24 protein-coding genes are annotated in these 24,805 nt (G+C 74.9%); 3 read left to right on the plus strand and 21 right to left on the minus strand.

Annotated features, from left to right (window positions below; genetic code table 11):
- From cimA to ACFU9A_RS16800, 4 genes are all read right to left on the minus strand, one after another.
- Positions 1-1,650 carry a citramalate synthase gene (cimA, locus tag ACFU9A_RS16785; RefSeq protein WP_430576410.1) on the minus strand — a complete coding sequence of 550 codons (1,650 nt, stop codon included), beginning with the start codon at positions 1,648-1,650 and terminating at the stop codon, positions 1-3.
- A gap of 209 nt (positions 1,651-1,859) precedes the next feature.
- Positions 1,860-3,005 carry a winged helix DNA-binding domain-containing protein gene (locus ACFU9A_RS16790; RefSeq protein WP_430576411.1) on the minus strand — a complete coding sequence of 382 codons (1,146 nt, stop codon included), beginning with the start codon at positions 3,003-3,005 and terminating at the stop codon, positions 1,860-1,862.
- A gap of 75 nt (positions 3,006-3,080) precedes the next feature.
- Positions 3,081-4,241 carry a branched-chain amino acid aminotransferase gene (locus ACFU9A_RS16795; protein WP_430576412.1) on the minus strand — a complete coding sequence of 387 codons (1,161 nt, stop codon included), beginning with the start codon at positions 4,239-4,241 and terminating at the stop codon, positions 3,081-3,083.
- A 232-nt stretch (positions 4,242-4,473) separates the two neighbouring features.
- Positions 4,474-5,517, minus strand: a complete 1,044-nt coding sequence (locus tag ACFU9A_RS16800; protein ID WP_430576413.1) for a 3-isopropylmalate dehydrogenase — start codon at positions 5,515-5,517, stop codon at positions 4,474-4,476.
- A 141-nt stretch (positions 5,518-5,658) separates the two neighbouring features.
- On the opposite strand from ACFU9A_RS16800, the gene ACFU9A_RS16805 reads away from it, so the two are divergent.
- Positions 5,659-6,372 carry a methyltransferase domain-containing protein gene (locus tag ACFU9A_RS16805; protein WP_430576414.1) on the plus strand — a complete coding sequence of 238 codons (714 nt, stop codon included), beginning with the start codon at positions 5,659-5,661 and terminating at the stop codon, positions 6,370-6,372.
- A gap of 15 nt (positions 6,373-6,387) precedes the next feature.
- On the opposite strand, the gene ACFU9A_RS16810 is transcribed toward ACFU9A_RS16805, so the two are convergent.
- Together ACFU9A_RS16810 and ACFU9A_RS16815 are read right to left on the minus strand one after the other, a co-directional pair.
- A complete protein-coding gene (locus ACFU9A_RS16810; protein WP_430576415.1) occupies positions 6,388-6,888 on the minus strand; it encodes a GNAT family N-acetyltransferase in 501 nt (166 codons plus the stop codon).
- The gene (locus ACFU9A_RS16815; protein WP_430576416.1) at positions 6,885-7,415 is read right to left on the minus strand and encodes an ASCH domain-containing protein; all 531 of its coding nucleotides are present in this window, start codon (positions 7,413-7,415) and stop codon (positions 6,885-6,887) included. Before ACFU9A_RS16815 ends, ACFU9A_RS16810 begins: the two co-directional genes overlap by 4 nt.
- Before the next feature lie 59 nt (positions 7,416-7,474).
- On the opposite strand from ACFU9A_RS16815, the gene ACFU9A_RS16820 reads away from it, so the two are divergent.
- The gene (locus ACFU9A_RS16820; RefSeq protein WP_430576417.1) at positions 7,475-7,909 is read left to right on the plus strand and encodes an NUDIX hydrolase; all 435 of its coding nucleotides are present in this window, start codon (positions 7,475-7,477) and stop codon (positions 7,907-7,909) included.
- A gap of 23 nt (positions 7,910-7,932) precedes the next feature.
- On the opposite strand, the gene ACFU9A_RS16825 is transcribed toward ACFU9A_RS16820, so the two are convergent.
- The 8 genes from ACFU9A_RS16825 to ACFU9A_RS16860 form a co-directional block, all read right to left on the minus strand.
- Positions 7,933-8,463: an ASCH domain-containing protein gene (locus ACFU9A_RS16825; protein ID WP_430576418.1), complete on the minus strand. Its 531-nt coding sequence runs from the start codon at positions 8,461-8,463 to the stop codon at positions 7,933-7,935.
- 127 nt (positions 8,464-8,590) lie between these two features.
- Entirely contained in the window at positions 8,591-9,619 is a 1,029-nt protein-coding gene (gene ilvC / locus ACFU9A_RS16830; RefSeq protein WP_430576419.1) for a ketol-acid reductoisomerase, read from the minus strand.
- A 90-nt stretch (positions 9,620-9,709) separates the two neighbouring features.
- Entirely contained in the window at positions 9,710-10,231 is a 522-nt protein-coding gene (ilvN, locus tag ACFU9A_RS16835) for an acetolactate synthase small subunit (protein WP_430576420.1), read from the minus strand.
- A 28-nt stretch (positions 10,232-10,259) separates the two neighbouring features.
- A complete protein-coding gene (locus ACFU9A_RS16840) occupies positions 10,260-12,083 on the minus strand; it encodes an acetolactate synthase large subunit (protein ID WP_430576421.1) in 1,824 nt (607 codons plus the stop codon).
- Positions 12,084-12,356: 273 nt separating this feature from the next.
- Positions 12,357-13,451, minus strand: a complete 1,095-nt coding sequence (locus tag ACFU9A_RS16845) for an ABC transporter permease subunit (protein ID WP_430576422.1) — start codon at positions 13,449-13,451, stop codon at positions 12,357-12,359.
- Positions 13,448-14,494 (minus strand): ABC transporter ATP-binding protein, encoded by a 1,047-nt coding sequence (locus ACFU9A_RS16850; protein ID WP_430576423.1) that lies wholly within the window; start codon positions 14,492-14,494, stop codon positions 13,448-13,450. Before ACFU9A_RS16850 ends, ACFU9A_RS16845 begins: the two co-directional genes overlap by 4 nt.
- 140 nt (positions 14,495-14,634) lie before the next feature.
- Complete coding sequence (locus ACFU9A_RS16855) at positions 14,635-15,954, minus strand: VOC family protein (protein WP_430576424.1); 1,320 nt, start codon at positions 15,952-15,954, stop codon at positions 14,635-14,637.
- A gap of 96 nt (positions 15,955-16,050) precedes the next feature.
- Complete coding sequence (locus tag ACFU9A_RS16860) at positions 16,051-16,551, minus strand: carboxymuconolactone decarboxylase family protein (RefSeq protein ID WP_430576425.1); 501 nt, start codon at positions 16,549-16,551, stop codon at positions 16,051-16,053.
- Between the two features lie 46 nt (positions 16,552-16,597).
- Here ACFU9A_RS16860 and ACFU9A_RS16865 point away from each other — a divergent pair, with 46 nt between their 5' ends.
- Positions 16,598-18,058, plus strand: a complete 1,461-nt coding sequence (locus ACFU9A_RS16865; RefSeq protein WP_430576426.1) for a PLP-dependent aminotransferase family protein — start codon at positions 16,598-16,600, stop codon at positions 18,056-18,058.
- On the opposite strand, the gene ACFU9A_RS16870 is transcribed toward ACFU9A_RS16865, so the two are convergent.
- The 7 genes from ACFU9A_RS16870 to ACFU9A_RS16900 are packed head-to-tail and all read right to left on the minus strand — an operon-like array spanning position 17,994 to position 24,789.
- Entirely contained in the window at positions 17,994-18,320 is a 327-nt protein-coding gene (locus ACFU9A_RS16870) for a 4a-hydroxytetrahydrobiopterin dehydratase (RefSeq protein ID WP_430576427.1), read from the minus strand. The two genes, ACFU9A_RS16865 and ACFU9A_RS16870, sit on opposite strands and share 65 nt — an antisense overlap.
- Positions 18,321-18,352: 32 nt before the next feature.
- Positions 18,353-18,931, minus strand: a complete 579-nt coding sequence (locus ACFU9A_RS16875) for a pyridoxamine 5'-phosphate oxidase family protein (RefSeq protein WP_430576428.1) — start codon at positions 18,929-18,931, stop codon at positions 18,353-18,355.
- Positions 18,932-18,988: 57 nt separating this feature from the next.
- Entirely contained in the window at positions 18,989-20,698 is a 1,710-nt protein-coding gene (gene ilvD / locus ACFU9A_RS16880) for a dihydroxy-acid dehydratase (protein ID WP_430576429.1), read from the minus strand.
- The gene (locus ACFU9A_RS16885; RefSeq protein WP_430576430.1) at positions 20,695-21,528 is read right to left on the minus strand and encodes a PaaX family transcriptional regulator C-terminal domain-containing protein; all 834 of its coding nucleotides are present in this window, start codon (positions 21,526-21,528) and stop codon (positions 20,695-20,697) included. The genes ilvD and ACFU9A_RS16885 overlap by 4 nt, the downstream gene beginning before the upstream one ends.
- On the minus strand, positions 21,525-22,796 hold the full coding sequence (locus ACFU9A_RS16890) for a kynureninase (RefSeq protein WP_430576431.1): 1,272 nt from the start codon (positions 22,794-22,796) through the stop codon (positions 21,525-21,527). The genes ACFU9A_RS16885 and ACFU9A_RS16890 overlap by 4 nt, the downstream gene beginning before the upstream one ends.
- The gene (locus ACFU9A_RS16895; protein ID WP_430576432.1) at positions 22,793-23,884 is read right to left on the minus strand and encodes an amidohydrolase; all 1,092 of its coding nucleotides are present in this window, start codon (positions 23,882-23,884) and stop codon (positions 22,793-22,795) included. Before ACFU9A_RS16895 ends, ACFU9A_RS16890 begins: the two co-directional genes overlap by 4 nt.
- Complete coding sequence (locus tag ACFU9A_RS16900) at positions 23,881-24,789, minus strand: tryptophan 2,3-dioxygenase (protein WP_430576433.1); 909 nt, start codon at positions 24,787-24,789, stop codon at positions 23,881-23,883. The genes ACFU9A_RS16895 and ACFU9A_RS16900 overlap by 4 nt, the downstream gene beginning before the upstream one ends.
- Between the last annotated feature and the right edge of the window lie 16 nt (positions 24,790-24,805).

Here is a 24,805-nt window from a genome sequence, read left to right on the forward strand (position 1 = left end):
TCAGCGCGCCTCGACGCCGGCGTGCAGCAGCCCGTAGACGTACGCGTCGATGAGCGACTCCCACGCCGCCTCGATGACGTTGGGCCCGACGCCCACCGTGGACCACGAGTGCTGCCCGTCGGTCGTCTCGACGAGCACGCGGGTGGTGGCGTCGGTGCCCTGCTGGGCGTCGAGGATGCGCACCTTGAAGTCGATGAGCTCGAACTTCCCGATCTGCGGGTAGACGCGCGTGAGCGCGCTGCGCAGCGCCTGGTCGAGGGCGTTCACGGGCCCGTTGCCCTCGCCCGTGGCGACGACGCGCTCGCCGCCCGCGTGCAGCTTCACGGTCGCCTCGGCGACCGCGTCCGCGTCCCGGCTCGCGGCGTCGTGACCCGCGTTGCCGACGACCGTCTCCACGATCGTGCGCCAGCTCTCGACCCGGAAGTACGACTGCCGGGTGCCCGTGAGCTCCTCGCGCAGCAGCAGCTCGAACGACGCGTCGGCGGCGTCGAACGTGTAGCCCTGCGCCTCGGCGTCCTTGACCCGGGTCGTGACGCGGGTGAGCAGCTCGCCCTGGCCGCTGAGGTCGTAGCCCAGCTCGCGCCCCTTGAGCTCGATCGAGGCCCGCCCGGCCATGTCGGACACGAGCATGCGCATGTCGTTGCCGACGGCGGTGGGGTCGATGTGCTGGTAGAGGTCCGGGTCCACCTTGATGGCGCTGGCGTGCAGGCCCGCCTTGTGGGCGAACGCGCTGGCGCCGACGTACGGCTGGCGCGCGTACGGGGAGATGTTGGTGATCTCCGCGACGGCGTGGGCGATGCGGGTCGCCTCCTCCAGCCCCCCGCCGGCGAGCGTGCGCAGGCCGTGCTTGAGCTCGAGGTTCGCGACGACGGTCACGAGGTCCACGTTCCCCGTGCGCTCGCCGTACCCGTTGACGGTGCCCTGGACGTGCCAGGCGCCCGCGGCCACGGCGGCCAGCGTGTTCGCGACGGCGCACCCGGAGTCGTTGTGCGCGTGCATCCCCAGCAGGGGGTCGCCCGGCGCGGCGTCGCGCCCGTGCGGCACGCCGAGCGACTCGCGCACCCCGGTCACGACGTCCGTCACCCAGTGGGGCAGCATGCCGCCGTTGGTGTCGCACAGCGTGACGACCTCGGCGCCCGCCGCGAACGCCGCCTCGGCCGCGGCCCGCGCGTACGCGGCGTCGAAGCGGTAGCCGTCGAAGAAGTGCTCGGCGTCGACCACCACCCGGCGCCCCTCGCCCACGAGGAACGCCACCGTGTCGGTGATCATCGCCAGGCCCTCGTCGGGGGTGGTGCGCAGCGCGCGCTCCACGTGCCGCACGTCGAACTTCGACACGAGGGTGACCACGGGCGCCTCGGAGTCGAGCAGGGCGCGCACCTGGGGGTCGTCCCAGGCCCGGGTGCCCGCCTTGCGGGTGGAGCCGAACGCGGCCAGCAGGGCGTTCTCCAGGCGCAGCTCCTTGGCCGCGCGGCGGAAGAACTCCGTGTCCTTGGGGATCGCCCCGGGCCAGCCGCCCTCGATGAAGCCGACGCCCAGCTCGTCCAGCAGCGGCGCGATGGCCAGCTTGTCCGCCACGGAGAGGTTCATGCCCTCCTGCTGCGCGCCGTCGCGCAGGGTGGTGTCGTACACGTGGAACGGGGTGGCGGTCATGCGGGACTCCCCAACGTCGTGGAGCTCTGGGCGATCAGGTCAACAAAAAAGACCCTCCGGGGTACGGAAGGTCTGCGCGTCCGGCGGGTGTGCCGGACGCGCTACGCAATGATGAGCGAGCGACGCTGGTACGCGAGGCGTGTCATGGGCCACATGGTGCCACACCCGCGCGGCGCCCCGACAGCACGTCCACGCCGCGGGCGCTCGGCTCAGGCGGGCAGCGACCATGCGACGGACCTCTCCGCGGCGTCGGGCTCGAGGTAGGCGAGCAGCGCCGCCGCCTCCGCCTCGGCCTCCTCGCGCGCCGCCGGGGCGACCTGCTCCAGCTCGACCACGCGCAACGTGGCCCGCTCGCCGTCGCGCTCGGTGGACCACGTGCCGGCCACCCGCCCGTCGACGAGCAGCGTGGGCAGCACGTCCGCGTTGCGCCGGTAGACCTGCGGGACGGCCGCCGGGGTGACGAGGCGGTCGCGCACGTCGTGCGCCACGAGCAGCTGGTCCCACCGGGCCAGGAACCGCGGCGGGGCGGCGGCGTCCCCGGGGGCGAGGTCCGCGCCGTCGAGGTCGAGCAGCTCCCGCCCGTCCGGCGCCTCGTAGGCGCGCAGCTCCAGCAGCGCGAGGGCCCGCTTCAGCGCCCCGACGCCCCGGATCCCCACCCCGCGCGCGACGTCGCGGGCCGACGCCGGCCCGAAGGCGGCCAGGTAGCGCCCGACGACGCGGGCCCGGGCCTCGTCGGGCGGGACCTCGGGCAGCGGGTGCGGCAGCCGGTCGGCCAGCCAGCGGGTGCCGTCCTGGTACCGCACCGCCACGTGGGAGCCCCACAGCCCGCTCGGGGGCACGTGCACGAGGCCGCCGCCCGCGCTCGCGAGGCGCCACCACGCGCGGCTGACGCCGCCGGGGATCGCCGCGACGGCGTCGACGCCGGGGTACTGCTCGGCGGCGAAGGACTCCACCTCGTCGAGGGTGCGCGGCTCGGCGCAGTACGCGCGCACGGCGGCGTTGAGGCCGGCGAGGTCGACGCCCGCCCGCCGGGCGCTCGCGCGCCAGGCCGCGAGCCGCTGCTCCGCCGAGACGGCGTCGAGCAGGGGCCACACGTCGGCGGGCACGAGGTGCAGGGTGGACCGCATCACGGTCGCCTTGACCACCACGCCGTCGGTCAGGGCCTCCTCGAGCGCCGCGATCGTCTGCCCCGAGCGCCGCGACCAGAGCGCGACGTACGGCATGTCGGCGTGCTGCGCCTGCAGGCCGCCCACCCGCCCGACGACGGCGGGGACGTCGTCGTCGGACCGGGTGAGCAGCTGCTGGCGCGCGAGGGTGGTGCGGTTGAGCGCGTCCGCCGTGATCGGGGTTGCCATGCGGTGTCGGGCCTCCGTCCGTGGTCGTGACCGACCCCGCCCGACCGTCCCGCGGCAGACCCGCGCGGCGCCGCGTCAGGCGAGCCGGCGCATCCAGCCGTGCCGGTCCGCGGCCCGACCGTACTGGATGTCGGTGAGCTCGGCACGGATCGCCATGGTGAGCTCGCCGGGCTCGCCGCCCGAGACCTGGTGGTCGAACGAGTCGCCGGCGAGCCGGCCGACCGGGGTGATGACCGCCGCGGTGCCGCACGCGAAGATCTCGCGCACGCTGCCGTCGGCGAGCCCCGCCGCGACCTCGGCGAGCGGGATCCGGCGCTCCACGACGTCGCGGCCGTGGTCGGCGGCGAGGCGCAGGATCGACGAGCGCGTCACGCCCTCGAGGATCGAGCCGGTGAGCTCGGGCGTGTGCACGGCCCCGTCCGCCATGACGACGAACACGTTCATGCCCCCGAGCTCCTCGAGGTACGTGTCCGACGTGGCGTCGAGGAAGCACACCTGGTCGAAGCCCTGCTCCTGCGCGATCATCTGCGGCAGGAGGCTGGCGGCGTAGTTGCCGCCGCACTTGGCGTCGCCGGTGCCGCCCGGCCCGGACCGGTGGTAGTCCTCGGCCACCCAGATCGACACGGGCTTGACGCCGCCCGCGAAGTACGGGCCCACCGGCGACGCGATGACCAGGTACTCCACCTCGGCCGCGGGCCGCACCCCGAGGAACGACTCGGACGCGAACATGAAGGGCCGCAGATACAGGCTGGAGTCCTCGCCGGACGGCACCCAGGCGAGGTCCGTGCGCACGAGCGCCGCGATGGACCCGATGAAGTCGTCCACCGACAGCCCCGGCAGCGCCAGCCGGTGCGCCGAGCGGGCGAACCGCGCCGCGTTGGCGTCGGGGCGGAAGGTCCAGACCGTGCCGTCGTCGTGACGGTAGGCCTTCATGCCCTCGAAGATCTCCTGCGCGTAGTGCAGGACGGCGGTCGCGGGGTCGAGCTGCAGGGGCCCGTACTTCTCGATGCGGCGGTCGAGCCAGCCGTCGCCCTGGCGCCAGCTGATGCGGGCCATGTGGTCGGAGAAGACGGTGCCGAACTTCGGCGCCTGCAGCGCGGCCTCGCGCTCGGCGTCGGGCGTCGGGCTGTCCGTCTCGCGCACGTCGAAGAGGGCGACGAGGTCCTCGAGCTCGGCCGGGAGGATGCCCGGTCGGTCGGTGCTCGCGGCGGAGGCGGTGGTGCTGGATGTGGTCATGATGCGGGGCCCTTTCACCGGGTGACCCCTGTAGTTTTCCACGACCGCGCATCCCGTGGGCACCGGCGTCGCTCCGACCACAGCGGCCACCCGGACACGAAGAAGACGGCTCGGAGGAGACGCCGGGTGATCGATGGGGATGACGGCCGGGGCGGGCGGTGGCTCGGACGACTCGTCCGACGGCGCGGCGCGGGTGGCGCCGCGCCGTCCGGTGACGACGGTGGGGCTGTCGTCAGCCGTTGACGCGAGCGGCGAGGTCGCGCCCGACCTCGGCCGTCGTGCGTACTCGGTCGCCGCGCTCCACGAGGTCGGCGGCGACGGCCGCCTCCACGCGGGCGGCCTCCTCGGCGAGGCCGAGGTGGTCGAGCAGGAGGGACACCGACAGCACGGTGGCGGTCGGGTCGGCCTTGCCCTGCCCGGCGATGTCCGGGGCGGAGCCGTGCACCGGCTCGAACATCGACGGCGCGGTGCGGTCCGGGTTGATGTTCGCCGACGCGGCGAGGCCGATGCCGCCGGTGATCGCGGCGGCCTGGTCCGTGAGGATGTCGCCGAACAGGTTGTCGGTGACGATCACGTCGAACCGCGACGGGTTGGTCGTGAGGAAGATCGTGGCGGCGTCGACGTGCAGGTAGTCCGTCGTGACGTCGGGGAACTCGGCGTTGACGGCCTCGACCGTGCGGCGCCACAGGTGCCCGGCGTGCACCAGCACGTTGTGCTTGTGCACCAGCGTGAGGTGCTTGCGGGGGCGGGCCTGCGCACGGGCGAAGGCGTCGCGCACGACGCGCTCGACGCCGAACGCGGTGTTGACGGAGACCTCGGTCGCGATCTCGTGCGGGGTGCCGACGCGCAGCGCGCCGCCGTTGCCCACGTAGGGGCCCTCGGTGCCCTCGCGCACGACGACGAAGTCCACCTCGCCGGGGTTCGCCAGCGGGCTCGTCACGCCGGGGTACAGCTTGCCCGGGCGGAGGTTGACGTAGTGGTCCAGGGAGAAGCGGAGCTTGAGCAGCAGGCCGCGCTCGAGGACGCCGGACGGCACGCTGGGGTCGCCGATGGCTCCCAGCAGGATCGCGTCGTGGCCCTTGATGGCCTCGAGGTCGGTGTCGGTCAGCGTCTCGCCGGTCGCGTGCCACCGGCGCGCGCCCAGGTCGAACTCGGTGGTGGAGACCTTGACGTCGGCCCCGGAGACCGCCGCCTCGAGGACCGCGAGGCCCTGCTCCACGACTTCGGTCCCGATGCCGTCGCCGGCCACCACTGCCAGGTCGATGCTCCGCGTCATGAGGGCGAGCCTAAGCCCGCGGGGTCATGATGCGGACAGAAATCTCATTCCTCGGACAGGCGGCGTCGTGACCTCGCAGGTCACGGGCGGCACCCCGACAATTCCCTTGGCCCGCGCGCCCCGCTCGCCCACGATCGCCCCATGACCTCGGACGACGACCTCCGGCCCTACTTCGACGCGGCCGCCGCGAACCTGACCTTCAACTCCCCGCTCGGCGCCGCGCGGGTGGCGGACCTCCTCGAGCGCCTCGCTCCCCCGGCCCCCGACGCCCGCGTCCTCGACCTGGGCTGCGGCTCGGGCGAGCTCCTGCTGCGGCTGTGCGCGCGGCACGGCCTCGCCGGCGACGGCGTCGACAAGCACCCGGGCGACCTCGAGCGCGCGCGGCGTGGCGCGGCGGAGCGCGGCCTCGGCGACCGGGTGGCCTTCCACGAGGCGGACGCGTCGGCATGGGACGGGACGGCGCCCGTGGTGCTGAACGTGGGTGCCGGGTACATCTGGGGCGACGCCCCGGACGCGTTCGCGGCCCTGCACCGGCACACCGCGCCCGGCGGCCTGCTGCTGTTCGGCGACGGGGTCTACGAGGCCGAGCCGGACGCGGACGTGCGCCGGGACTTCGGCGACCTGCCCGACCTCGCGGGCCTGGCCCGTGCCGCCACGGACGCCGGCTTGCGCGTGCTGCACGCCGCCACCTCCACGCAGGCCGAGTGGGACGACTTCGAGTCCGACTGGCGCGCCGGCATCGAGCGCGTCGGGACGCCCGGGGCGCGCGCCTTCGCCGACCGGCGACGCGACGAGTACCTGGGCGGCTACCGCGGCGTGGTCGGCTTCGCCTGGCTGGTCCTCACCCCGGCGTAGCCCCTCCCGGAGCGGTCAGCGCACGTGCCGGACCTCGGCGAGGTCCAGCCGCTCGTCGACGAAGCGGGCGCCGTCGGGCACGAACCCGTTGCGCTCGTAGAACCGGCGAGCCCGCGGGTTCTCCTCCGCGACCCAGAGCTGGGCCGGCACGTTGGGCGGAAGGACGGCGTCCAGCAGCCCCTGGCCGGCGCCCGTCCCGTGGTACGCCCCCAGCACGTAGAGGAGCCAGAGCTCGCGGTCGCGCACGGGGACATGACCGCCGACCTCCCGGCCCGCGGCGGCGAACGCGACGCCGACGACACGCCCGTCGGACTCCGCCACGACCGCGGTCAGCTCGCCGGCGAGCCAGCGCCGCCAGGTCGCGGTCCGCGCCTCGAGGGTGTCGGTCTCCCAGTGCTCCGCCGGGAGCAGTCCGCCGTACGTCTCCACCCACGACGTGTGGTGCACGAGGGCGCATCCCGGGGCGTCCTCGGGCGTGGCAGGTCGGATCGTGGCGGGTCCCGGGAACCGGCTCACGCGCGGAACAGCACCTTGAACCGCTCGCAGACGACGGGCATCGTCGGGTCGAACTCGCGCCCGATCTGCTCGAGCGTGCGGCGCCAGTAGCGCTCGTGCCCCGCGCGCCAGTCGGCGAGGGAGCGGTCGCCCTCGCCCTCGGCAGCGGCGTGCTCTGCGGTCACGTCGTCGAACGGCACGGTGTCGACCCGGGTGGTCTTGATGAGGAGGCGCGGCGCGCCGGTGCCGTCGAGCACGATCGACAGGTCGCCCTTGCGCGGCAGGGGCTCCTCCGCCGCCTCGTACTCCCACACGGCGGCCGCGGTGCCGGTCTTCACGCCGTCGAGCACCAGCTGGAGCAGCTCGTCGGCCAGCTCGGGCGAGTCGCCGAACGACCACGCCGGCGGCGGCACGACGTTCTCGGACCGCTCGCCCACCGCGCCGCCGTGGCTGGTGCGGCCGGCGCTCGGCCGGGCGACGTCCCAGAACTGCGTGATGCGGTCGGCCTGCTCGGCGTCGGTCAGCCCAGCGTTCGCGTCGTCGGTCATGCCGACCATCCTGCCAGGCCACGGCGCCGCAGGCCGGTGCGGCATGGCATGATGCCGGGATGTTCACGCGCGTCGCCGCCTACGCCCTCGTCGTCGAGGACGACCGCATCCTGCTCCCCCACTGGTCCGGCGGCACCGGGTCGGGCTGGACGATGCCCGGGGGCGGCATCGACCCCGGCGAGCACCCCGAGGACGCGGTCGTGCGCGAGCTCCGCGAGGAGACCGGCTACGACGTCGTCGTCGACGGCCTGCTCGGCGTGGACAGCATCGTCGTCCCCACGGAGCAGCGGTTCGACATCGGCCTCGGCGCCCCGATCGAGCCGATGCACGGCATCCGCATCGTCTACCACGCCCACGTCGTGGGCGGGAAGCTCTCGGTCGAGGCCGACGGCACCACCGACGGCGTCGCCTGGCACCACCTGTCCGACGTCGACGCCCTCGACCGTGTGGGCCTGGTCGACGTCGTCCGCGGCTGGGCGGGCCTGCTGAGCTGACGGGAGAACGCGCCCGGCCGCCGTCAGGCCGGGAAGAGCACCGTGAACCGCTCGCACACCACGAGCATCGACGGGTCGAGCTCGCGCCCGAGGGACGCGAGCGCGTCGCGCCAGGCCCGCTCGTGCTCCGTGCGCCACGACTCCAGCGTGCGGTCGCCCTCGCCCTCGAGGTGGGCGTGCTCGGCCGTGACCTCCGCGAACGGCACGATCTCGACCCGCACGGTCCGGATCAGTGCGCGCGGCTCGCCCCGGCCGTCCAGCACGATCGACAGGTCCCCCGGGGCGGGCACCGGGTCGCCGACGTCCTCGAACTCGACGACGAGCGACGCCGCGGCCGTCTTGCGCCCCTGGAGCACCAGGGCGAGGAGCTCGTCGGCGAGCCCGGGCGAGTCGCCGAACGACCATGCGGGCGGCGGGACGGCGTCCGCCGACCGCTCCCCCGACGCCCCGGCGGGGCCGGCGCGCCCGGCGCTCGGGCGGGCGGCGTCCCAGAACTCCGCGATGCGCGCTGCCGGCGGGTCGCCCGTCGGAGGACGGCTCGTGTGGTCGCTCATCCCGGACATCCTTCCTGGCCGACCTGTGTCCGCCCCCGGAGGGCCCCGGCACCTCCGGACGCACGTGCGGCCGCCGGCCGGGGGTCTCCCGGGCGGCGGCCGCGCGCGTCGCTGCTGACGGTGTGGGTCAGCGAGCGGCGCTGCCCTCCGTGTAGTCGGAGTCAGCGGGCTTGATCCACGAGAACATCTTCCGGAGCTCGCGCCCGGTGGTCTCGATCGGGTGCGCCTCGCCCTTCTCGCGCAGCGCGGTGAACTCGGGCGCGCCCGCGTCCTGGTCCGCGATGAAGCGCTCGGCGAAGGCGCCGTTCTGGATGTCCGCGAGGACGGCCTTCATGTTCTCCTTGACGTGCGGGTCGATGACGCGCGGGCCGGAGACGTAGTCGCCGTACTCGGCCGTGTCGGAGACGGACCAGCGCTGCTTGGCGATGCCGCCCTCGACCATGAGGTCGACGATCAGCTTCAGCTCGTGCAGCACCTCGAAGTACGCGACCTCGGGCTGGTAGCCCGCCTCGGTCAGCGTCTCGAAGCCGTACTGGACCAGCTGCGAGGCGCCGCCGCACAGCACGGCCTGCTCGCCGAAGAGGTCGGTCTCGGTCTCCTCGGTGAACGTGGTCTTGATGCCACCGGCGCGCAGGCCGCCGATGCCCTTCGCGTAGGACAGGGCGAGCTCCCAGGCGGAGCCGGACGCGTCCTGCTCGACGGCGACGATCACGGGCACGCCGCGGCCGTCGACGTACTCGCGGCGCACGAGGTGGCCCGGGCCCTTGGGGGCGACCATGAGGACGTCGTGGCCGGCCTCGGGCTTGATGTAGCCGAAGCGGATGTTGAAGCCGTGCCCGAAGACGAGCGCCGCGCCCTCGGCGAGGTTCGGGGCGATCTCGTCGCGGTAGACGTGCCGCTGGACCTGGTCCGGCGCGAGGATGACGACGACGTCCGCCTCCTTGACGGCGTCGGCGACGGTGAGCACGCGCAGGCCCTCGTCCTCGGCCTTCTTCGCGGACGCGGAGCCCTCGCGCAGGCCGACGCGGACGTCGACGCCCGAGTCGCGCAGGTTCAGCGCGTGGGCGTGCCCCTGGCTGCCGTAGCCGATGACGGCGACCTTGCGCTGCTGGATGATGGACAGGTCGGCGTCGTCGTCGTAGAACAGCTCAGCCACGGTGATGCTCCTCGGTCTCGATACTTCGAATCGGTACTGCTGGTCGGTTTCTCGGTGGTCACCGGCAGGGGTGACGGTACGCGAACGGCGTCAGGCCGTGCGTACCCGCTCCAGCGCTCGGTCGGTGATGGACCGCGAGCCGCGGCCCACCGCGAGCGTGCCGGACTTGACGATCTCGCGGACGCCGTACGGCTCGAGCGCGCTGAGCAGCGCGGACAGCTTCGCGTCGGTGCCCGTCGCCTCGACGACGACGGTGTCGGGCACCACGTCCACGACGTGGGCGCGGAAGAGGTCGACGACCTCCAGCACCCCGGCGCGGGTGGCGGCGTCGGCCCGCACCTTGACGAGCAGGAGCTCGCGCTGCACGGACGACTCCGGGTCGAGCTCGACGATCTTGATGACGTTGACCAGCTTGTTGAGCTGCTTGGTCACGTGCTCGAGCGGGTGCTCCTCGACGTCGACCACCACGGTGATGCGCGAGATCTCCTCGTGCTCGGTGGGGCCGACGGCCAGGGAGTGGATGTTGAACGCGCGCCGCGCGAACAGCGCGGTGACGCGGGTGAGGACGCCCGGCTTGTTCTCGACCAGCACGGACAGGGTGTGACGCGACATGGTGGCTCTCCGTCTCTGCTCGCGCCGGTCAGTCTTCGCGGTCCCACGCCGGCGAGATGCCGCGCGCGTACTGGATGTCGTCGTTCGGCACGCCGGCGGCGACCATCGGCCACACCATGGCGTCGCGCGAGACCTGGAAGTCGATGACCACGGGGCGGTCGTCGATCTCCTGGGCCCGCTTGATCGCGGCGTCGACCTCGTCCTCGCGCTCCACGCGGATGCCCTCGCAGCCGTACGCGTCGGCGAGCTTCACGAAGTCGGGGATGCGCTTGGTGCCGTGCCCGGTGTGCAGGTCGGTGTTGGAGTAGCGCTCGTCGTAGAAGAGCGTCTGCCACTGCCGCACCATGCCGAGGGAGCTGTTGTTGATCAGCGCCACCTTGATCGGGATGTCGTTGATCGCGCAGGTGGCCAGCTCCTGGTTGGTCATCTGGAAGCAGCCGTCGCCGTCGATGGCCCACACCTCGCGGTCGGGCTCGCCGACCTTGGCGCCCATCGCGGCGGGGACCGCGAAGCCCATCGTGCCGAGGCCCGCGGAGTTCAGCCAGGTGCGCGGCCGCTCGTAGCGGATGAACTGCGCCGCCCACATCTGGTGCTGCCCCACGCCCGCGGCGTAGATCGCGTCCGGGCCGGCGAGCTCGCCGAGGCGGGAGATCACGTGCTGCGGCGACAGGTGCCCGTCGGCGGTGGGCGTGTAGCCCAGGGGGTAGGTCTCGCGCCAGGTGTCGAGCTGGTGCCACCACGCCGCCAGGTCCGGCTTGCCCACCTTGGCGTGCTCGGCCTCGAGCGCCGGCACCAGGTCGGCGATCACCTCGCGCAGGTCGCCCACGATCGGCACGTCCACGGGGCGGTTCTTGCCGATCTCCGCGGGGTCGATGTCGGCGTGCACGACGGCGGCGCTCGGGGCGAAGCTCGACAGCCGGCCCGTGACACGGTCGTCGAAGCGGGCGCCGAGGGCGACGACCAGGTCGGCCTTCTGCAGCGCGGCCACGGCGGGCACCGTGCCGTGCATGCCCGGCATGCCGAGGTGCTGCGGGTGGCTGTCGGGGACGGCGCCCCGTGCGGTGAGGGTCGTGACGACGGCGGCGCCCGAGACGTCGACGAGCCGGCGCAGCGCCTCCGACGCGCCCGCGCGGATGACGCCGCCGCCCACGTACAGCACCGGGCGGCGGGCGGTGGCGAGCAGCTTGGCGGCCTCGCGGATCTGCTTGGCGTGCGGCTTCGTCACGGGGTGGTAGCCGGGCAGCGCCAGCTCCTGCGGCCAGGAGAACGTGGTGCGCGACGTCATCGCGGACTTGGCGATGTCCACCAGCACGGGGCCCGGCCGGCCGGTCGAGGCGATGTGGAACGCCTCGGCGATCGTGCGCGGGATCTCGTCGGGGTCCGTGACCAGGTAGGAGTGCTTGGTGATCGGCATCGTGATGCCGACGATGTCCGCCTCCTGGAACCCGTCCGTGCCGATGAGCGACTGCGCCACCTGACCGGTGATCGCCACCAGCGGCACCGAGTCCATGTGCGCGTCGGCGATCGGGGTCACGAGGTTCGTCGCGCCCGGGCCCGACGTCGCCATCGTGACGCCGACCCTGCCGGTCGCGTGGGCGTAGCCCTGGGCCGCGTGCCCGCCGCCCTGCTCGTGCCGCACCAGCACGTGGCGGATCTGCTTGGAGTCCATGAGCGGGTCGTAGAGCGGAAGGATCGCGCCGCCCGGGATGCCGAAGACGTTCTCGACGCCGACCGACTCGAGCGAGCGGACGATCGACTCGGCGCCGGTGACCTCCTCACCGGACACGGCTCGGTCGGCGGGGCGCGCGGTGCGCGCGGCCACCTGGGCGGGGGTCGGGTTCGGCTGGACCATCGGTCTCTCCTGCCGGTCGGTCTGGGCGAGGGGTCTGGCGAAAGGTGTCCGTGCAATAAAAAAGCCCCCGGTCCCGGGACGACGGGACTGACGAGGGTGAGCGCGCTGACGAAGCCTGGTGCGTGGGCCTAGTCGGCGCGCCCGGGAAGAAGTACTACGAGGATCGTCTGCACGGATCGAACGTTACGCCCGCCACCTCGCGATGTCACGTCGTGAGCCCGGTGTCCCACGATGCGGGACGCCGGGCTCACGACCAGGGGGTGACGCGAACGGTCAGCTCACGTCGCGGCGCCGGAAGACGACCGCAGCGACGAGCAGGACCACGACGGTGAGCGCGAGCAGGTAGAGCCCGCCCTGCGTCTGGGAGACCACCTTCTCGACCCAGGCGCACTCGACGATGCCGGACTCCCCCGGCGTGCACCGCTCGGTGTTGTAGACGGCGCCCCCCTGGAGCCACGCACCGAAGTTCACCACCGGGCTCCAGCGCTGGGCGACGTCGACGGACGCCGTCACGAGGGTCCCGACCCACGCGAGGACGGCGGCGACGCCGATCGCAGCCGCCGCGTGCCGGAAGATCGCGCCCAGCGCGGCCCCGACCATCGCGAGCGCCGTCGCCTCCACGACGAGGCGCCCGCCGAACCCGGCGATCTCCGCCCACCGCGACGACGTGAGGTCGCCGACCGTGCCGAAGCTCGCGTACACCGCGTAGACCCCGCCGATCACGGCGACCGTCCCGAGCACCGTCAGGGGGATCGTCCCCACACCGGCAGCGGCGGCCTTCGACCAGAACACCCGGCGGCGCCGGGGCTCGAACGTCAGCCACAGCCCGAGCGCGCCGGAACTCGTCTCGGCGGTCACGAAGCTCACGCCCAGCACGAACGCGATCGCGACGATCGCGAGCGCCGTGGTCGCGATGCGCTGCGTGCCCGACCCCCAGTCGCTCCACATCGCGGTGTCGAGCGCCGCGATCCGGGGGTCGACGTCGGCCGGGTCCAGCCCCCGCTCCTCGGCATAGGTGTCGAGGTCCGTGACGTCGGCGGCCGGCGGCACGAAGTAGGGCTGTGGCGGCAGGAACCACTCCAGCCGCGGCTCCATCTGGTCGCAGCCGTAGTCGACGGCCGGGTCGGGGTCGGCCTCCTCGGACTCCTTGCACTCCGCGACCTGCTCGTCGCCCGACTCCTCCCAGTTCGCCAGCTCCCGCTCGTACATCTGCTTCGCGTCCGCGAGCTCTGCCTCCGTGGGCGGCTTCGCGCTCCCGTACGCGGAGAACGCCGTCATCGCCGCGACCGCGAGCACCCCGACCAGCGCCCACCAGGTGAGCCGGCGGGCCCACAGCCTCCGCAGCTCCACGCGCAGCAGGCGGCTCATGCGTCCACCTCCGTCGTCGCGGCGTTCCCGGCGGCGTGCGCGGGCTCCGGCGGCGGGCCGCCCCGCTTGGTGCGGCCGCCCTTGTGGGTGTGGCCGCCCGGCGTCTCGTGCGCGGTCAGGCCGAGGAACACCGACTCCAGGTCGGCCTGCAGCGGCGCGAGCTCGTGCACCCAGACGCCGCGCTCGCCGAGCGCGCGGTTGACCTCCGCGGGGTCGGCGGCGCCGTCCACCACGAGCGCGTCGTGCTCGCGGCGCACCAGCAGACCGCCGGTCTCCAGCACGCTCGTCGCGATGGTGAGGTCCTGCGGCGACACGCGCAGCCGGACGGACCGCGTGGCGGTGCCGGCGCCGATGAGGTCGGCCACCCGGCCCGACGCGACGAGGCGACCGCGGGCGACGATCGAGACCGTGTCCGCGATCTGCTCCACCTCGGCGAGGATGTGGCTGGAGACCAGCACCGTCTTGCCCTGGTCGGCGAGGCCGCGCATCGTCTGGCGGATCTCCCGGATGCCGGCCGGGTCGAGCCCGTTGGTGGGCTCGTCGAAGATCAGCAGGTCGGGGTCCTTGAGGAGCGTCGCGGCGATGGCGAGGCGCTGCTTCATCCCGAGCGAGTAGGTGCGGTACTTGTCCCGCGCGCGCCCGGTGAGCCCGACCTCGTCGATGACGGCGTCCACGCGGCCCGCGGGCGCGCCGATCGCGTCGGCGAGCAGGCGGAGGTTGCGGCGGGCGCTGAACGCCGGGAAGAACTTGGGGCTCTCGACGATGGCGCCCACGCGGCCCACGACCTCGGGCAGCCGCCTCGGCACCTCGTGACCGAAGATCGTCGCGGTCCCCCGGTCGGGCCGGACCAGCCCGAGGAGCATGCGGATCGTCGTCGTCTTCCCGGAGCCGTTGGGGCCGAGGAAGCCGTGCACCCCGCCCACCGGCACCCGCAGGTCGAGGCCCTCGACCCCGACCGACCTCCCCCGCACGCTCCGGTACGTCTTGCGCAGGCCTCGCGTCTCGATCGCGAGCTCTGCGCCGACTGTCTCGGACACCGCCACCTCCTCGTGGCCGCGGAGTCACCGGGGCCCACATCGCCGCCCCGGGCGCTCCGGCGCGCGCCCCGGAGCATAGCGGCGAGCCGGGGTCGGTGGTGGAGACGCACCGGCCCCGGTCAGCGGCTTCTCAGACTTTCACCCGGTCAGTCGGCGCCCCACGCCTCCGTGCGGCCCGGGACCACGGCGATGTCCACCTCGTTGCCCTCGGGGTCGGCCACGGTGCGCCAGAACGGTGACTCGGCGTCGCGCACCACGCGCCCGCCGGCGGCCACGGCCGCGGCGACCCGCGCGTCGGCGACGTCGGCCGGCACCATGACGTCCACGTGGATCCGGTTGCGCTGCTCGCGCGGCGCGTCCAGCTGCTGCAGGAACACCGACGGCCCGCGCAGCAGCGGGTCGTACAGGTCCGTCTCGCCCCGCTCCCGGTAGCCGAGCGCCGCGGCCCAGAACGCCTGCACGGCCGCGAGGTCCAGCGCGTCGAACGTGAGCTGCACGTCGCGCAGCTGGGCGGGCTCGGCGCGCAGGCCCAGGTCGCGGGCGGCGGCCTGCGCCTGCTGCGCCAGCCGCAGCCGGGCGTCGTCGATCCACCCGTCCTCCGGCGGCCCGACCCGAAGCGTCACCCCCGCGTAGCGGACGTCGGCGAACAGGGGCACGCCCGCCTCCTCCGCGGCGCGGGCCGCCCGCGCGACGAGCTCCACGCCCGCGTCGAAGCCGCCCGTCACGTAGTGCGCGCTGGCGCCCTGGAGCACCCGCCAGTCGTCCACGCCGCCCGCCGCGCGGAACTCCTGCGGGGTGAGCAGCCCCTCGGCCAGGTCCTCGTCGAAGCCCTCCCAGGCGACGACGTCGGCCTCGTTGCCCTCGGCGTCGGCGAGGGTCCACCAGTGCGGCACGAACTCCTCGGTCGTGACCCGCCCGCCGGCCGCGAGCGCCGCGTCGACGCGCGCCTGCCGCACGTCGTGCGGGACGAAGACGTCCAGGTGCAGCCGGTTGCGCAGCGGCCGGGGCTCGGACATCTCCTGGAACCAGATGCCGGGCCACCGGCCGTGCGGGTCCGCGAGGTCCTCGTTCGTGCGACGGTGCCCGAGGACGGCGCCCCAGAACGGCATGACCTGCTCACGGTCGGCGGCGTCGATCGTCAGCTCGACCTCCTGCAGCGCGGCCGGGTCGGCGGCGAGCCCGAGGTCGGCGGCGGTCGCCGACACCTCGCGGGCCAGGGCGACGTCCCGCTCGCTCAGCCCGTCGACGTCGTGCGACACGACACGCACGACGACGCCGTCCGGCCGCAGGTCCACGTCGGGGTGGTGGTTCGCGCCGTCCGCGAGCACCCGCACGTGCTCGAGGAGGACGGCGACCTCCCCCGGCGACCGGGTGCGGAAGAGGGCGCTCGCGCCCGTGCCGAGGGCCCGCCAGTCGGCGGTGCCCGCCGCGGCCTCGAACCCCGCCGGGGTGATCTCGTCGGCCATCGGCGCCTCCGTCCGTCGCGTGCCCGGGCCCGTCGCCCGGACCGCACCGGTCCACCCTGCCCCGGGGCCGCAGGCCTCGCGCGGCGAGGCCCGGCGTCAGCGGCGGCGGGCGGGCGACCAGCAGCGCGCGGTCGCGCCGATGCCGTTCCAGGCGACCACGGTGACCACGAGGGCGAGCACCGCCGCGGCGGTCTCCTCGCCCACCTCGGCCACCAGGCCGTCGACGACCGCGGCCGGCACCTCCGCCACGGACAGCCGCACCACCGCCTCGGCCAGCTCGAGCGCGGCACGCTCGGCCGCGGTGAAGAAGCTCGACTCGCGCCACACCGGCAGGGCCAGCAGGCGCTGCGCGTCCACGCCGGCGTCGAGGGCCGCCTGCGAGTGCAGGTCGACGCAGTAGGAGCAGCCGTTCAGCTGCGAGGCCCGCAGCCGCACGAGCTCGCGGACCGCGGGGGCGACGCCCGCGCGCTCGGCGTCGGCCGTGGCCGCGGCGTCCAGCGCGCCCATCGCCTCGGAGAAGGACGGCGCGAGATGGTCGACGTCCAGGCGGCGCGGGACGCGGACGAAGGGGGCGCGAGGAGCGGTGTCGGTGGTCATGTCCTCGACGCTACGCGCGGGTGGACCATCGCTACAGTGCATTCTGATGACGGATTCCTGGGCCAATTCCTCGGGCCTCGACCTGCACCTGGCGCTCGGGGCCGCGCGGCCCGGCCGGGACCTCGAGGCCGCGCTGCGCGAGGCCGTGACGGGCGGCCGGATCGCGCCCGGCGCCCGCCTGCCCTCGTCCCGGGCGCTCGCGGCGGACCTCGGCGTGGCGCGCAACACCGTCTCCGCGGTGTACGCGCAGCTCGCCGCCGAGGGCTGGCTCGCGTCGCGGGTCGGCGCCGGCACCTGGGTCGCCCGGCCCACGACCACGGCGTCCGCTCCCCCGGCGCCGCCGGAGCCCGTCCGGGACCTGCTCGACCTGCGCGGCGGCATCCCCGACGCCTCCGCGTTCCCACGCGCCGCCTGGGCCGCGAGCGCCCGCCGGGCCGCCGCCGACGCCCCCGCCGCGCACCTCGGGTACGGCGACCCGCTCGGCGACGCCGTCCTGCGCCGGAGCCTCGCCGCCTACCTGGCCCGCGTGCGCGGGGTCCGGTCCGAGCCCGGGTCGCTGGTCGTGACGCACGGCTTCGGCGAGCTGCTCGCACTGGTGTGCCGGGTGCTCGCCGCACGCGGGGCCCGGGGCGTCGCCGTCGAGCGGTACGGCCACGCCGCGCACCGCGAGGTGATCGAGGCGGCCGGGCTGCGGGTCGTGCCGGTGGCGGTGGACGAGGAGGGTCTGGACGTCGGCCGGCTCGCCGCCCTGCCCGGCGTCGACGCCGTCCTGGTGACGGCCGCGCACCAGTTCCCGACGGGGGCCGCGCTGGCCCCGGCGCGGCGGCGGGAGCTCGTCGCGTGGGCGGCGGGCACCGGGGCCCTGGTCGTCGAGGACGACTACGACGGCGAGTTCCGGTACGACCGGCGCGCGGTCGGGGCCCTGCAGGCCCTGGCCCCGGACCGGGTCGTGTACGCGGGCACGGCGAGCAAGGCGCTCGCCCCGGGGATCGGGCTGGCATGGGGCGCCGTCCCGCCCGCGCTCGTCGACGACCTCGCCCGCGAGCGCCGGCGGAGCGGGGTGCGGCCCGACCCGCTGGGGCAGCTCACCCTCGCCCGGTTCGTCGACGACCACGAGTACGACCGGACCGTGCGGCGCCGGCGCGCGGACTACCGCGACCGGCGGCGCCGGCTGCAGGAGGTCGTCGACGCGCGGCTGCCCGGGTGCCGGCTGGTCGGCATGGACGCCGGGCTGCACGGCCTCCTCGCCCTGCCGGTCGGCGTCCCGGAGCGGGCCGTCACCGGGGCGGCCGCCGCGCGCGGCCTGCGCCTGGCCGGCCTGGGCGACTTCGACGCCGCGGGACCCGGCGCGCCGGGCGCGGCCCCGCCGCACGTCGTCGTCGGTTACGGCGCCCCGCCCGGGCACCGCTTCGAGGCGGCGCTGGCGGCGCTCGTCGACGCGGTCAGTGCCGCAGGTGGTGGTGGTGCGGCTCGACCGGGACCTCCAGCTCGCGGGCGGCCTCGCTGATCCGGCGGGCCAGGTCGACGTCGCGCGAGGTCAGGCCGCCGGAGTCGTGCGAGGACGTGCGCACCGTCAGCGTCGCGTAGCGCAGGTCCACGTCGGGGTGGTGGTTCACGGCGTCCGCGATCTCGGCGATCGCGTCCACGAAGCGTGCCCCGGCCGCGAACGACCCGGTCTGGAAGACCGCCCAGGCGGAGCCGTCGTCCGCCTGCCAGTCCGCGACCCCGTCGGAGTGGTGGAACTGTCGGGGCGTGATCGAGTCGCTCATACGTCCAGCATCGCCTGCCGCCCCGGTGCTCGCTAGCCCTCGGCCTGACCTGCGGGGACGGGGTCGTCGTCGAACGCCGGCAGGCCGTCGATGCTGGTGCGGTTCTTCTGCCTCCGGTAGTCGGCCTGCCCCTCGGCGCCCTTGCGGTCCATGAACGGCGGCAGCAGGTCGCGCTCCCCCGCGTAGTCGAGCAGCGGCACCCCGTAGCCGCAGGAGTCCGACACCCGATGGACGTCGACCACGATCACCGCGCGGGCGCCCCGCCTCTCGGGGAACCGCGGCGCCCACGCGGCGTACTCGTCGTCGTACAGCGTCACGACCCGGCCGCGGCCGTGCAGCCGGACGATGTTCGGCGGGCCGTCGAAGGCGCAGAACATCAGGGTGATGCGCCCGTTCTCGCGCAGGTGCGCGACGGACTCCGCCCCCGACGCGGTGATGTCGAGGTAGGCGACGGTGTGCTCGTCGACCACCGAGAAGGAGCCGTCGATCCCCTTCGGCGAGACGTTGACGTGCCCGTCGCCCGCCAGCGGGGCGGTGGCGACGAAGAAGACGTGCTGGGACTCGATGAAGCTCCGCAGCCGGCCGTCGATGCGCTCGTGCACCTTTCCCATGCGGCAATCCTGCCCCCCGCGCGCCTCCCGGTCGACGGGCGACCGCCAGGTGGTCGCTCAGCCCAGGACGGCCCCGCGCGAGGCCGACTGCACCAGCTTCGTGTACTTGGCCAGGACACCCCGCGTGTACCCGTGCGCCAGCGGCGCCCAGCCGTCCCGGCGGGACTCCAGCTCCGCGTCGTCGACGAGCAGGTCGAGCGTCTTGCGCGCGACGTCGAGGCGGATGCGGTCGCCGTCGCGGACGAACGCGATCGGCCCGGCGTCGACCGCCTCGGGCGCGATGTGCCCCACGCACAGCCCGGTGGTGCCGCCGGAGAACCGCCCGTCGGTCACGAGCAGCACGTCCTTGCCGAGCCCCGCGCCCTTGATCGCCCCCGTGATCGCGAGCATCTCGCGCATCCCCGGCCCGCCCTTGGGGCCCTCGTAGCGGATCACGACGACGTCGCCGGCGGTGATCGTGCCGTCCTCGAGGGCGTCGAGCGCGGCGCGCTCCCGCTCGAAGACGCGGGCCGTGCCCTCGAAGACGTCGGAGTCGAAGCCCGCCGACTTCACCACCGCGCCCTCGGGGGCGAGCGACCCGTGCAGGATCGTGATGCCGCCCGTCGGGTGGATCGGCCGGTCCAGCGCCCGCAGGATCTTGCCGTCCGGGTCGGGCGGGTCGATGTCCGCGAGGTTCTCCGCGACCGTGCGGCCGGTGACGGTGAGGCAGTCGCCGTGCAGCAGTCCCGCGTCGAGCAGCGCCTTCATCACCACGGGCACCCCGCCGATGCGGTCGACGTCGTTCATGACGTAGCGGCCGAACGGCTTGAGGTCGCCGAGGTGCGGCACGCGGTCCGCGACCCGGGAGAAGTCGTCGAGCGTGAGCTCCACCTCCGCCTCGTGCGCGATGGCGAGCAGGTGCAGCACGGCGTTCGTGGACCCGCCGAACGCCATCACCACGGCGATCGCGTTCTCGAAGGCGTCCTTGGTGAGGATCTGCCGGGCGGTGATGCCGCGCCGCAGCAGCTCGACGACGGCCTCGCCGGAGGCCTGGGCGAAGGCGTCGCGACGGCGGTCCGCGGACGGCGGTGCGGCCGAGCCGGGCAGCGACATCCCGAGCGCCTCGGCGGCGGACGCCATCGTGTTGGCGGTGTACATCCCGCCGCACGCGCCCTCGCCGGGGCAGATGGCGCGCTCGATCCGGCCGACGTCCTCCTCGCTCATCAGCCCGCGGGCGCAGGCCCCCACGGCCTCGAACGCGTCGATGATCGTGACGTCCTTCTCCGTGCCGTCGGAGAGCTTCACCCAGCCGGGCATGATCGAGCCGGCGTAGAGGAACACGCTCGCGAGGTCGAGCCGCGCGGCCGCCATGAGCATGCCCGGCAGCGACTTGTCGCAGCCGGCGAGGAGCACCGAGCCGTCGAGGCGCTCGGCCTGCATCACCGTCTCCACGGAGTCCGCGATGACGTCGCGGGACACGAGCGAGAAGTGCATCCCCTCGTGCCCCATCGAGATGCCGTCGGAGACCGAGATCGTGCCGAACTCCAGCGGGTAGCCGCCGCCCGCGTGCACGCCGTGCTTCACCGCCTGCGACAGCCGGTCCAGCGAGAGGTTGCAGGGCGTGATCTCGTTCCACGAGCTCGCGACGCCGATCTGCGGTTTCGCGAAGTCGTCGTCCCCGAGCCCGACGGCGCGCAGCATGCCGCGGGCGGCCGTCGCCTCCAGACCGTCGGTGACCTGGCGGGAACGGGGCTTGAGGTCCGGGGTGGCTGCGGCGTCGGCGCTCATGGACCGAGCGTAGGGACCACGGCCCGCACGTGCGCGGCGGCGCGCGCGGCCAGCGCGGCGCGCAGCGCGGCGAACCGCGCGACGCCCGCCGTCCCCGGCCAGTCGTCCGGCAGCACGCCCGGCGGCAGCCCGGGGTCGCGGTACGGCAGGGGCCGCCAGTCGTCGACGGCACGCACCCAGCGCGCGAACGCCTCGGCCGGGTCGAGCGCCTCCCCGGCGGCCGGGTCGGGGTGGGCCGCCAGGAACGCCCGGTGCGCCCCCGCGAGGAGCGGCAGGTCCCACCAGCGGGCGACGGCGTCCGCGAGCGCCCCGGCGACGCGGGGCGTGCCGGTGAGGAACACCGTGGCCGCGTCGCGCAGGCCGAGCCCGTCGAGGATGCCCTCGACCTCGTCGGCCAGGTGGCCGGGGCAGATCCACAGCCCGTCCGCGACCGTGCCGCACCCGATGCCGGCCAGGCTGCGGCGCAGCCGGTGGCGCGCGTCGCGCCGCGCCTCGGGGATCGAGAACGACACCAGGCACCACGGGTCGCGGTCGCCCTGCGGACGGTAGGCGAAGATCCGCCGGTCGCCGCGCTCGAGCATCTCCTCCGCGCCCGGCGCGAGGCGGTACCCCGCCCGCCCGCCGGACTCCTCGGCCTCGAGCAGGCCCCGCGACTTCGCCCGCGAGACGGCCGACCGCGCCGCGCCGGGCGCGACCCCTGCCGCGCCGAGCAGCGCGACGAGGTCCGCCGCGGCCAGGTGCCCGCCCAGGTCGCGGGCGTACAGGCCCACGACCGTGCGCAGCAGCGACGTCGCGCTGCCGGGGCGGGCGTCCAGGTCGTCCAGGATCACGCGGTGCCCTCGACCCGCGCGGCGCCGGCCCCCGCGACCCCGACCAGCGCGTCCCGCACCGCCTCGACGCCGACGCGCACCTCGTCGAACGAGGTGGACAGCGGCGAGAGGCCGAGGCGCAGCCCGTTCGGGCGGCGGAAGTCGGGGATCACGCCGCGCTCCCACAGCAGGGGCAGGGTGTCGGCGAACGCGTCGTGGTCGACGGTCACGTGGCTGCCCCGGCGCTCGTCGTCCCGCGGCGACGCGACCCGCACGCCCAGGGGCACGAGCAGGTCGTCGACGAGCTCCAGCGCGAACCGGGTGAGCGCCACCGACTTGGCGCGGACGGCGTCCAGGCCGGCGTCGGCGACCAGGTCGAGCATGTCCTGCATCGCCAGCATCCCGACGATCGCCGGCGTGCCGGACAGGAAGCGCCGCACGCCGGCGTGCGGCGCGTAGGCGGGGCCCATCTCGAACGGCTCGGCGCTGCCCATCCAGCCCTGGATCGGCTGCACCAGCTCGTCCTGCAGGTCCGCGCGCACGTAGCCGAACGCGGGCGACCCCGGGCCGCCGTTGAGGTACTTGTAGGTGCAGCCGGCGGCGAGGTCGGCGCCCCAGCCGTCGAGCGCGACGGGCACCGCGCCGGCGGAGTGGCACAGGTCCCACAGCACCAGCGCGCCGGCGTCGTGCGCGCGCCGCGTGATCTCCGCGGCGTCGCTCACGTACCCCGAGCGGTACGCGACGTGGCTCAGCACGACCAGCGCCGTCCGCTCGCCCAGCACCGCGGAGACCTGGTCGGGCGTCACGCCGCCGTCGTGGTCCGGCTCGATCCAGCGCAGCGTGGCGCCGTGCTCGCGGGCGACGCCCTCCAGCACGAAGCGGTCGGTCGGGAAGTTGCCGGAGTCCAGGACGATCTCGTCGCGCCCGGCCGCCCGCGGCGCGGACAGCGCCGCGCGCACCAGCTTGTAGAGGACGACCGTCGTCGAGTCGGCGACGAACGTCTGGCCCGGTGCCGCGCCGAGGGCCACCGCGCCGATGCGGTCGCCGACGCGCAGGGGCAGGTCGTACCACTCCTCGTCCCAGCCGCGGATGAGGCGCGCGCCCCACACCTCGGGCGCGAAGCGGGCGAGCCGCTCGGCCGACGCCTTCGTCGGGCGGCCGAGCGAGTTCCCGTCGAGGTAGGCGGTCACCTCCGCGGAGTCGACGAACGCGGCCCTGAACCGGGCCAGCGGGTCGGCGGCGTCGAGCGCGGCGGCGCGGTCGCGACGGGTGGCGGCGTCGGTGGTCATGCGGCTCCTCCAGGTTCGGCGGGCTGGTCGGCGGGCTGGTCGGCGGGCTGGTCGGCGGGCTGGTCAGTGGCGGTGGGCGGGACGAAGGCGGGGTCCCGCAGGTCGGCGAGGTCGAGCACGACGGCGCGCGCGAGCCAGGCCGCGTGGACCGCGCCGACGTCCGCCTGCGCGGGCGCCGGGCCCGGCACGAACGACACGAGGCCGGCAGGCGGTTCGTCGCCGACCAGCGCCTGGAGCAGCGACCGCCGGCCGAGGCCGGCCGCCGCGAGGGCGGCGAGCTCGCGGGCGTTCAGCCCCACGGGCAGCGGTCCGTTGCCGAGGTCGGTGCCGTAGCGGACGCGTCCGCCCGCCACGGCGAAGCGGCGGACGTTGTCGAGCGCCACCTCGCGCTCGGGCGTGGGAGAGCCCCAGCCGTGGATGTCGAGCGTGCTGAGCCAGGTCAGGGGGCCCGGCGTCCTGGAGCCCCCCGTCGTCCCGCGGGTGGCCATGGCCACGAGCAGCTCGTCGGGCAGGCGCTCGCTGAACGGGGCGTGGGCCAGCCGGTCGACGCCCGCCGCGAACGCCCGCGCCGCCTGGCCCGGCCCCTCGGCGTGCGCGACGACGTCCCGCCCGTGCGCGTGCGCCCGGTCGACGACGGCGGCCAGGGTGGCGTCGTCGGGAGTCGGCCCGGCGTCGGCGTGCAGCGCGACCTTGACGAACGACGCCCCCGCGGCGACCTGCCGGTCCACGGCCGCGACGGCGTCCGCCGGGCTCGCGACCTCCTCGACCCAGCCGGCCGGGGCCCACGCCCGGTCGCTCGGGTACCCGCCCGGCGCGGTGAGGAACGCCCCCGCGTACGCGACGCGCGGGAGCGCCGGGTCGCCGGCCAGGGCCGCGACGTCGGCCGGGGTCCCACCCAGGTCGTGCACGGCGGCGACGCCGCGCGACCGCAGCGGCGCCGGGTCCACCAGCCCCAGGTGCACGTGCGCGTCCGTGAACGGCGGCAGCAGGGTGCCGGAGCCGGCCAGGCGGCTCCGCACCTCCGGCGGGACGTCGGCGGGGAGGACCACCGGGGCGAGGGCCGGGGGCACGAGGAGCGGGCCGGTCACGACCGCGCGCCCGGGCCGGCGGTCGCCCCGATCTCGGTGCGCACGGCGAACAGCTCGGGGAAGAACGTGAGGTCGAGCGCCCGCTGCAGGAACCCGACGCCGCTGGAGCCCCCGGTGCCGCGCTTGGTGCCGATGATGCGCAGCACGGTCTTCATGTGGCGGAAGCGCCAGAGCTGGAAGTTGTCCTCGAGGTCGACGAGCTCCTCGCAGGTCTCGTACGCCGACCAGTCCGACTCGGGGTCGGCGTAGATGCGGCGGAACACCTCGACGAGGTCGTCGTCGAGGGTGTGCGCGGTGGTGACGTCGCGGTCGAGCACCCGCTGCGGCACGTCGTGGCCGTGCCGGGCGAGGTAGCGCAGGAACTCGTCGTACACGCTCGGCTCGGCCAGCAGCCGGGCGAGCTCGGCGCGCGCCTCGGGCTCGGCGTCGAACACCGCGAGCATGCGGGCGTTCTTGTTGCCGAGCAGGAACTCGACGGCCCGGTACTGCCAGGACTGGACGCCGGAGGCGTTGCCGAGGAACCCGCGGAACTGGGCGTACTCGCTCGGCGTGAGGGTCGCGAGGACGGACCACTGCTCGGTGAGCGTGCGCTGCACGTGCTTGACGCGGGCGATGCGCTTGAGCGCCGCCCCGAGCTCGTCCGCCGCGAGGAGGTCGCGGGCGGAGACGAGCTCGTGCAGCACCAGCTTGAGCCACAGCTCCGTGGTCTGGTGCTGCACGATGAACAGCATCTCGTCGTGGTGCGCCGGCGTGCTGATCGGCTCCTGGGCGGCCAGCAGGCGGTCCAGGTGCAGGTACGAGCCGTAGGTCATGCGCTCGCGCAGGTCGGTGACGATCTCCGGCTCGAGCTCCCGCTCGTTGGGCGCGGCGGACGTCGGGGCAGGCTGCGGCGGCTGGTCGACCATGCCGCGAGCCTATGCC

This window comes from Isoptericola sp. NPDC057653 (genome assembly GCF_042799955.1).
Taxonomy (GTDB): domain Bacteria; phylum Actinomycetota; class Actinomycetes; order Actinomycetales; family Cellulomonadaceae; genus Isoptericola.

What these genes read in the sequence shown, in the direction of transcription:
- cimA (WP_430576410.1), bottom strand. Translation starts at nt 1,650, where the DNA reads ATGACCGCCACCCCGTTCCACGTGTACGACACCACCCTGCGCGACGGC.
- ACFU9A_RS16790 (WP_430576411.1), bottom strand. Translation starts at nt 3,005, where the DNA reads ATGGCAACCCCGATCACGGCGGACGCGCTCAACCGCACCACCCTCGCG.
- ACFU9A_RS16795 (WP_430576412.1), bottom strand. Translation starts at nt 4,241, where the DNA reads ATGACCACATCCAGCACCACCGCCTCCGCCGCGAGCACCGACCGACCG.
- ACFU9A_RS16800 (WP_430576413.1), bottom strand. Translation starts at nt 5,517, where the DNA reads ATGACGCGGAGCATCGACCTGGCAGTGGTGGCCGGCGACGGCATCGGG.
- ACFU9A_RS16805 (WP_430576414.1), top strand. Translation starts at nt 5,659, where the DNA reads ATGACCTCGGACGACGACCTCCGGCCCTACTTCGACGCGGCCGCCGCG.
- ACFU9A_RS16815 (WP_430576416.1), bottom strand. Translation starts at nt 7,415, where the DNA reads ATGACCGACGACGCGAACGCTGGGCTGACCGACGCCGAGCAGGCCGAC.
- ACFU9A_RS16820 (WP_430576417.1), top strand. Translation starts at nt 7,475, where the DNA reads ATGTTCACGCGCGTCGCCGCCTACGCCCTCGTCGTCGAGGACGACCGC.
- ACFU9A_RS16825 (WP_430576418.1), bottom strand. Translation starts at nt 8,463, where the DNA reads ATGAGCGACCACACGAGCCGTCCTCCGACGGGCGACCCGCCGGCAGCG.
- ilvN (WP_430576420.1), bottom strand. Translation starts at nt 10,231, where the DNA reads ATGTCGCGTCACACCCTGTCCGTGCTGGTCGAGAACAAGCCGGGCGTC.
- ACFU9A_RS16840 (WP_430576421.1), bottom strand. Translation starts at nt 12,083, where the DNA reads ATGGTCCAGCCGAACCCGACCCCCGCCCAGGTGGCCGCGCGCACCGCG.
- ACFU9A_RS16845 (WP_430576422.1), bottom strand. Translation starts at nt 13,451, where the DNA reads ATGAGCCGCCTGCTGCGCGTGGAGCTGCGGAGGCTGTGGGCCCGCCGG.
- ACFU9A_RS16855 (WP_430576424.1), bottom strand. Translation starts at nt 15,954, where the DNA reads ATGGCCGACGAGATCACCCCGGCGGGGTTCGAGGCCGCGGCGGGCACC.
- ACFU9A_RS16860 (WP_430576425.1), bottom strand. Translation starts at nt 16,551, where the DNA reads ATGACCACCGACACCGCTCCTCGCGCCCCCTTCGTCCGCGTCCCGCGC.
- ACFU9A_RS16865 (WP_430576426.1), top strand. Translation starts at nt 16,598, where the DNA reads ATGACGGATTCCTGGGCCAATTCCTCGGGCCTCGACCTGCACCTGGCG.
- ACFU9A_RS16870 (WP_430576427.1), bottom strand. Translation starts at nt 18,320, where the DNA reads ATGAGCGACTCGATCACGCCCCGACAGTTCCACCACTCCGACGGGGTC.
- ACFU9A_RS16875 (WP_430576428.1), bottom strand. Translation starts at nt 18,931, where the DNA reads ATGGGAAAGGTGCACGAGCGCATCGACGGCCGGCTGCGGAGCTTCATC.
- ilvD (WP_430576429.1), bottom strand. Translation starts at nt 20,698, where the DNA reads ATGAGCGCCGACGCCGCAGCCACCCCGGACCTCAAGCCCCGTTCCCGC.
- ACFU9A_RS16890 (WP_430576431.1), bottom strand. Translation starts at nt 22,796, where the DNA reads ATGACCACCGACGCCGCCACCCGTCGCGACCGCGCCGCCGCGCTCGAC.
- ACFU9A_RS16900 (WP_430576433.1), bottom strand. Translation starts at nt 24,789, where the DNA reads ATGGTCGACCAGCCGCCGCAGCCTGCCCCGACGTCCGCCGCGCCCAAC.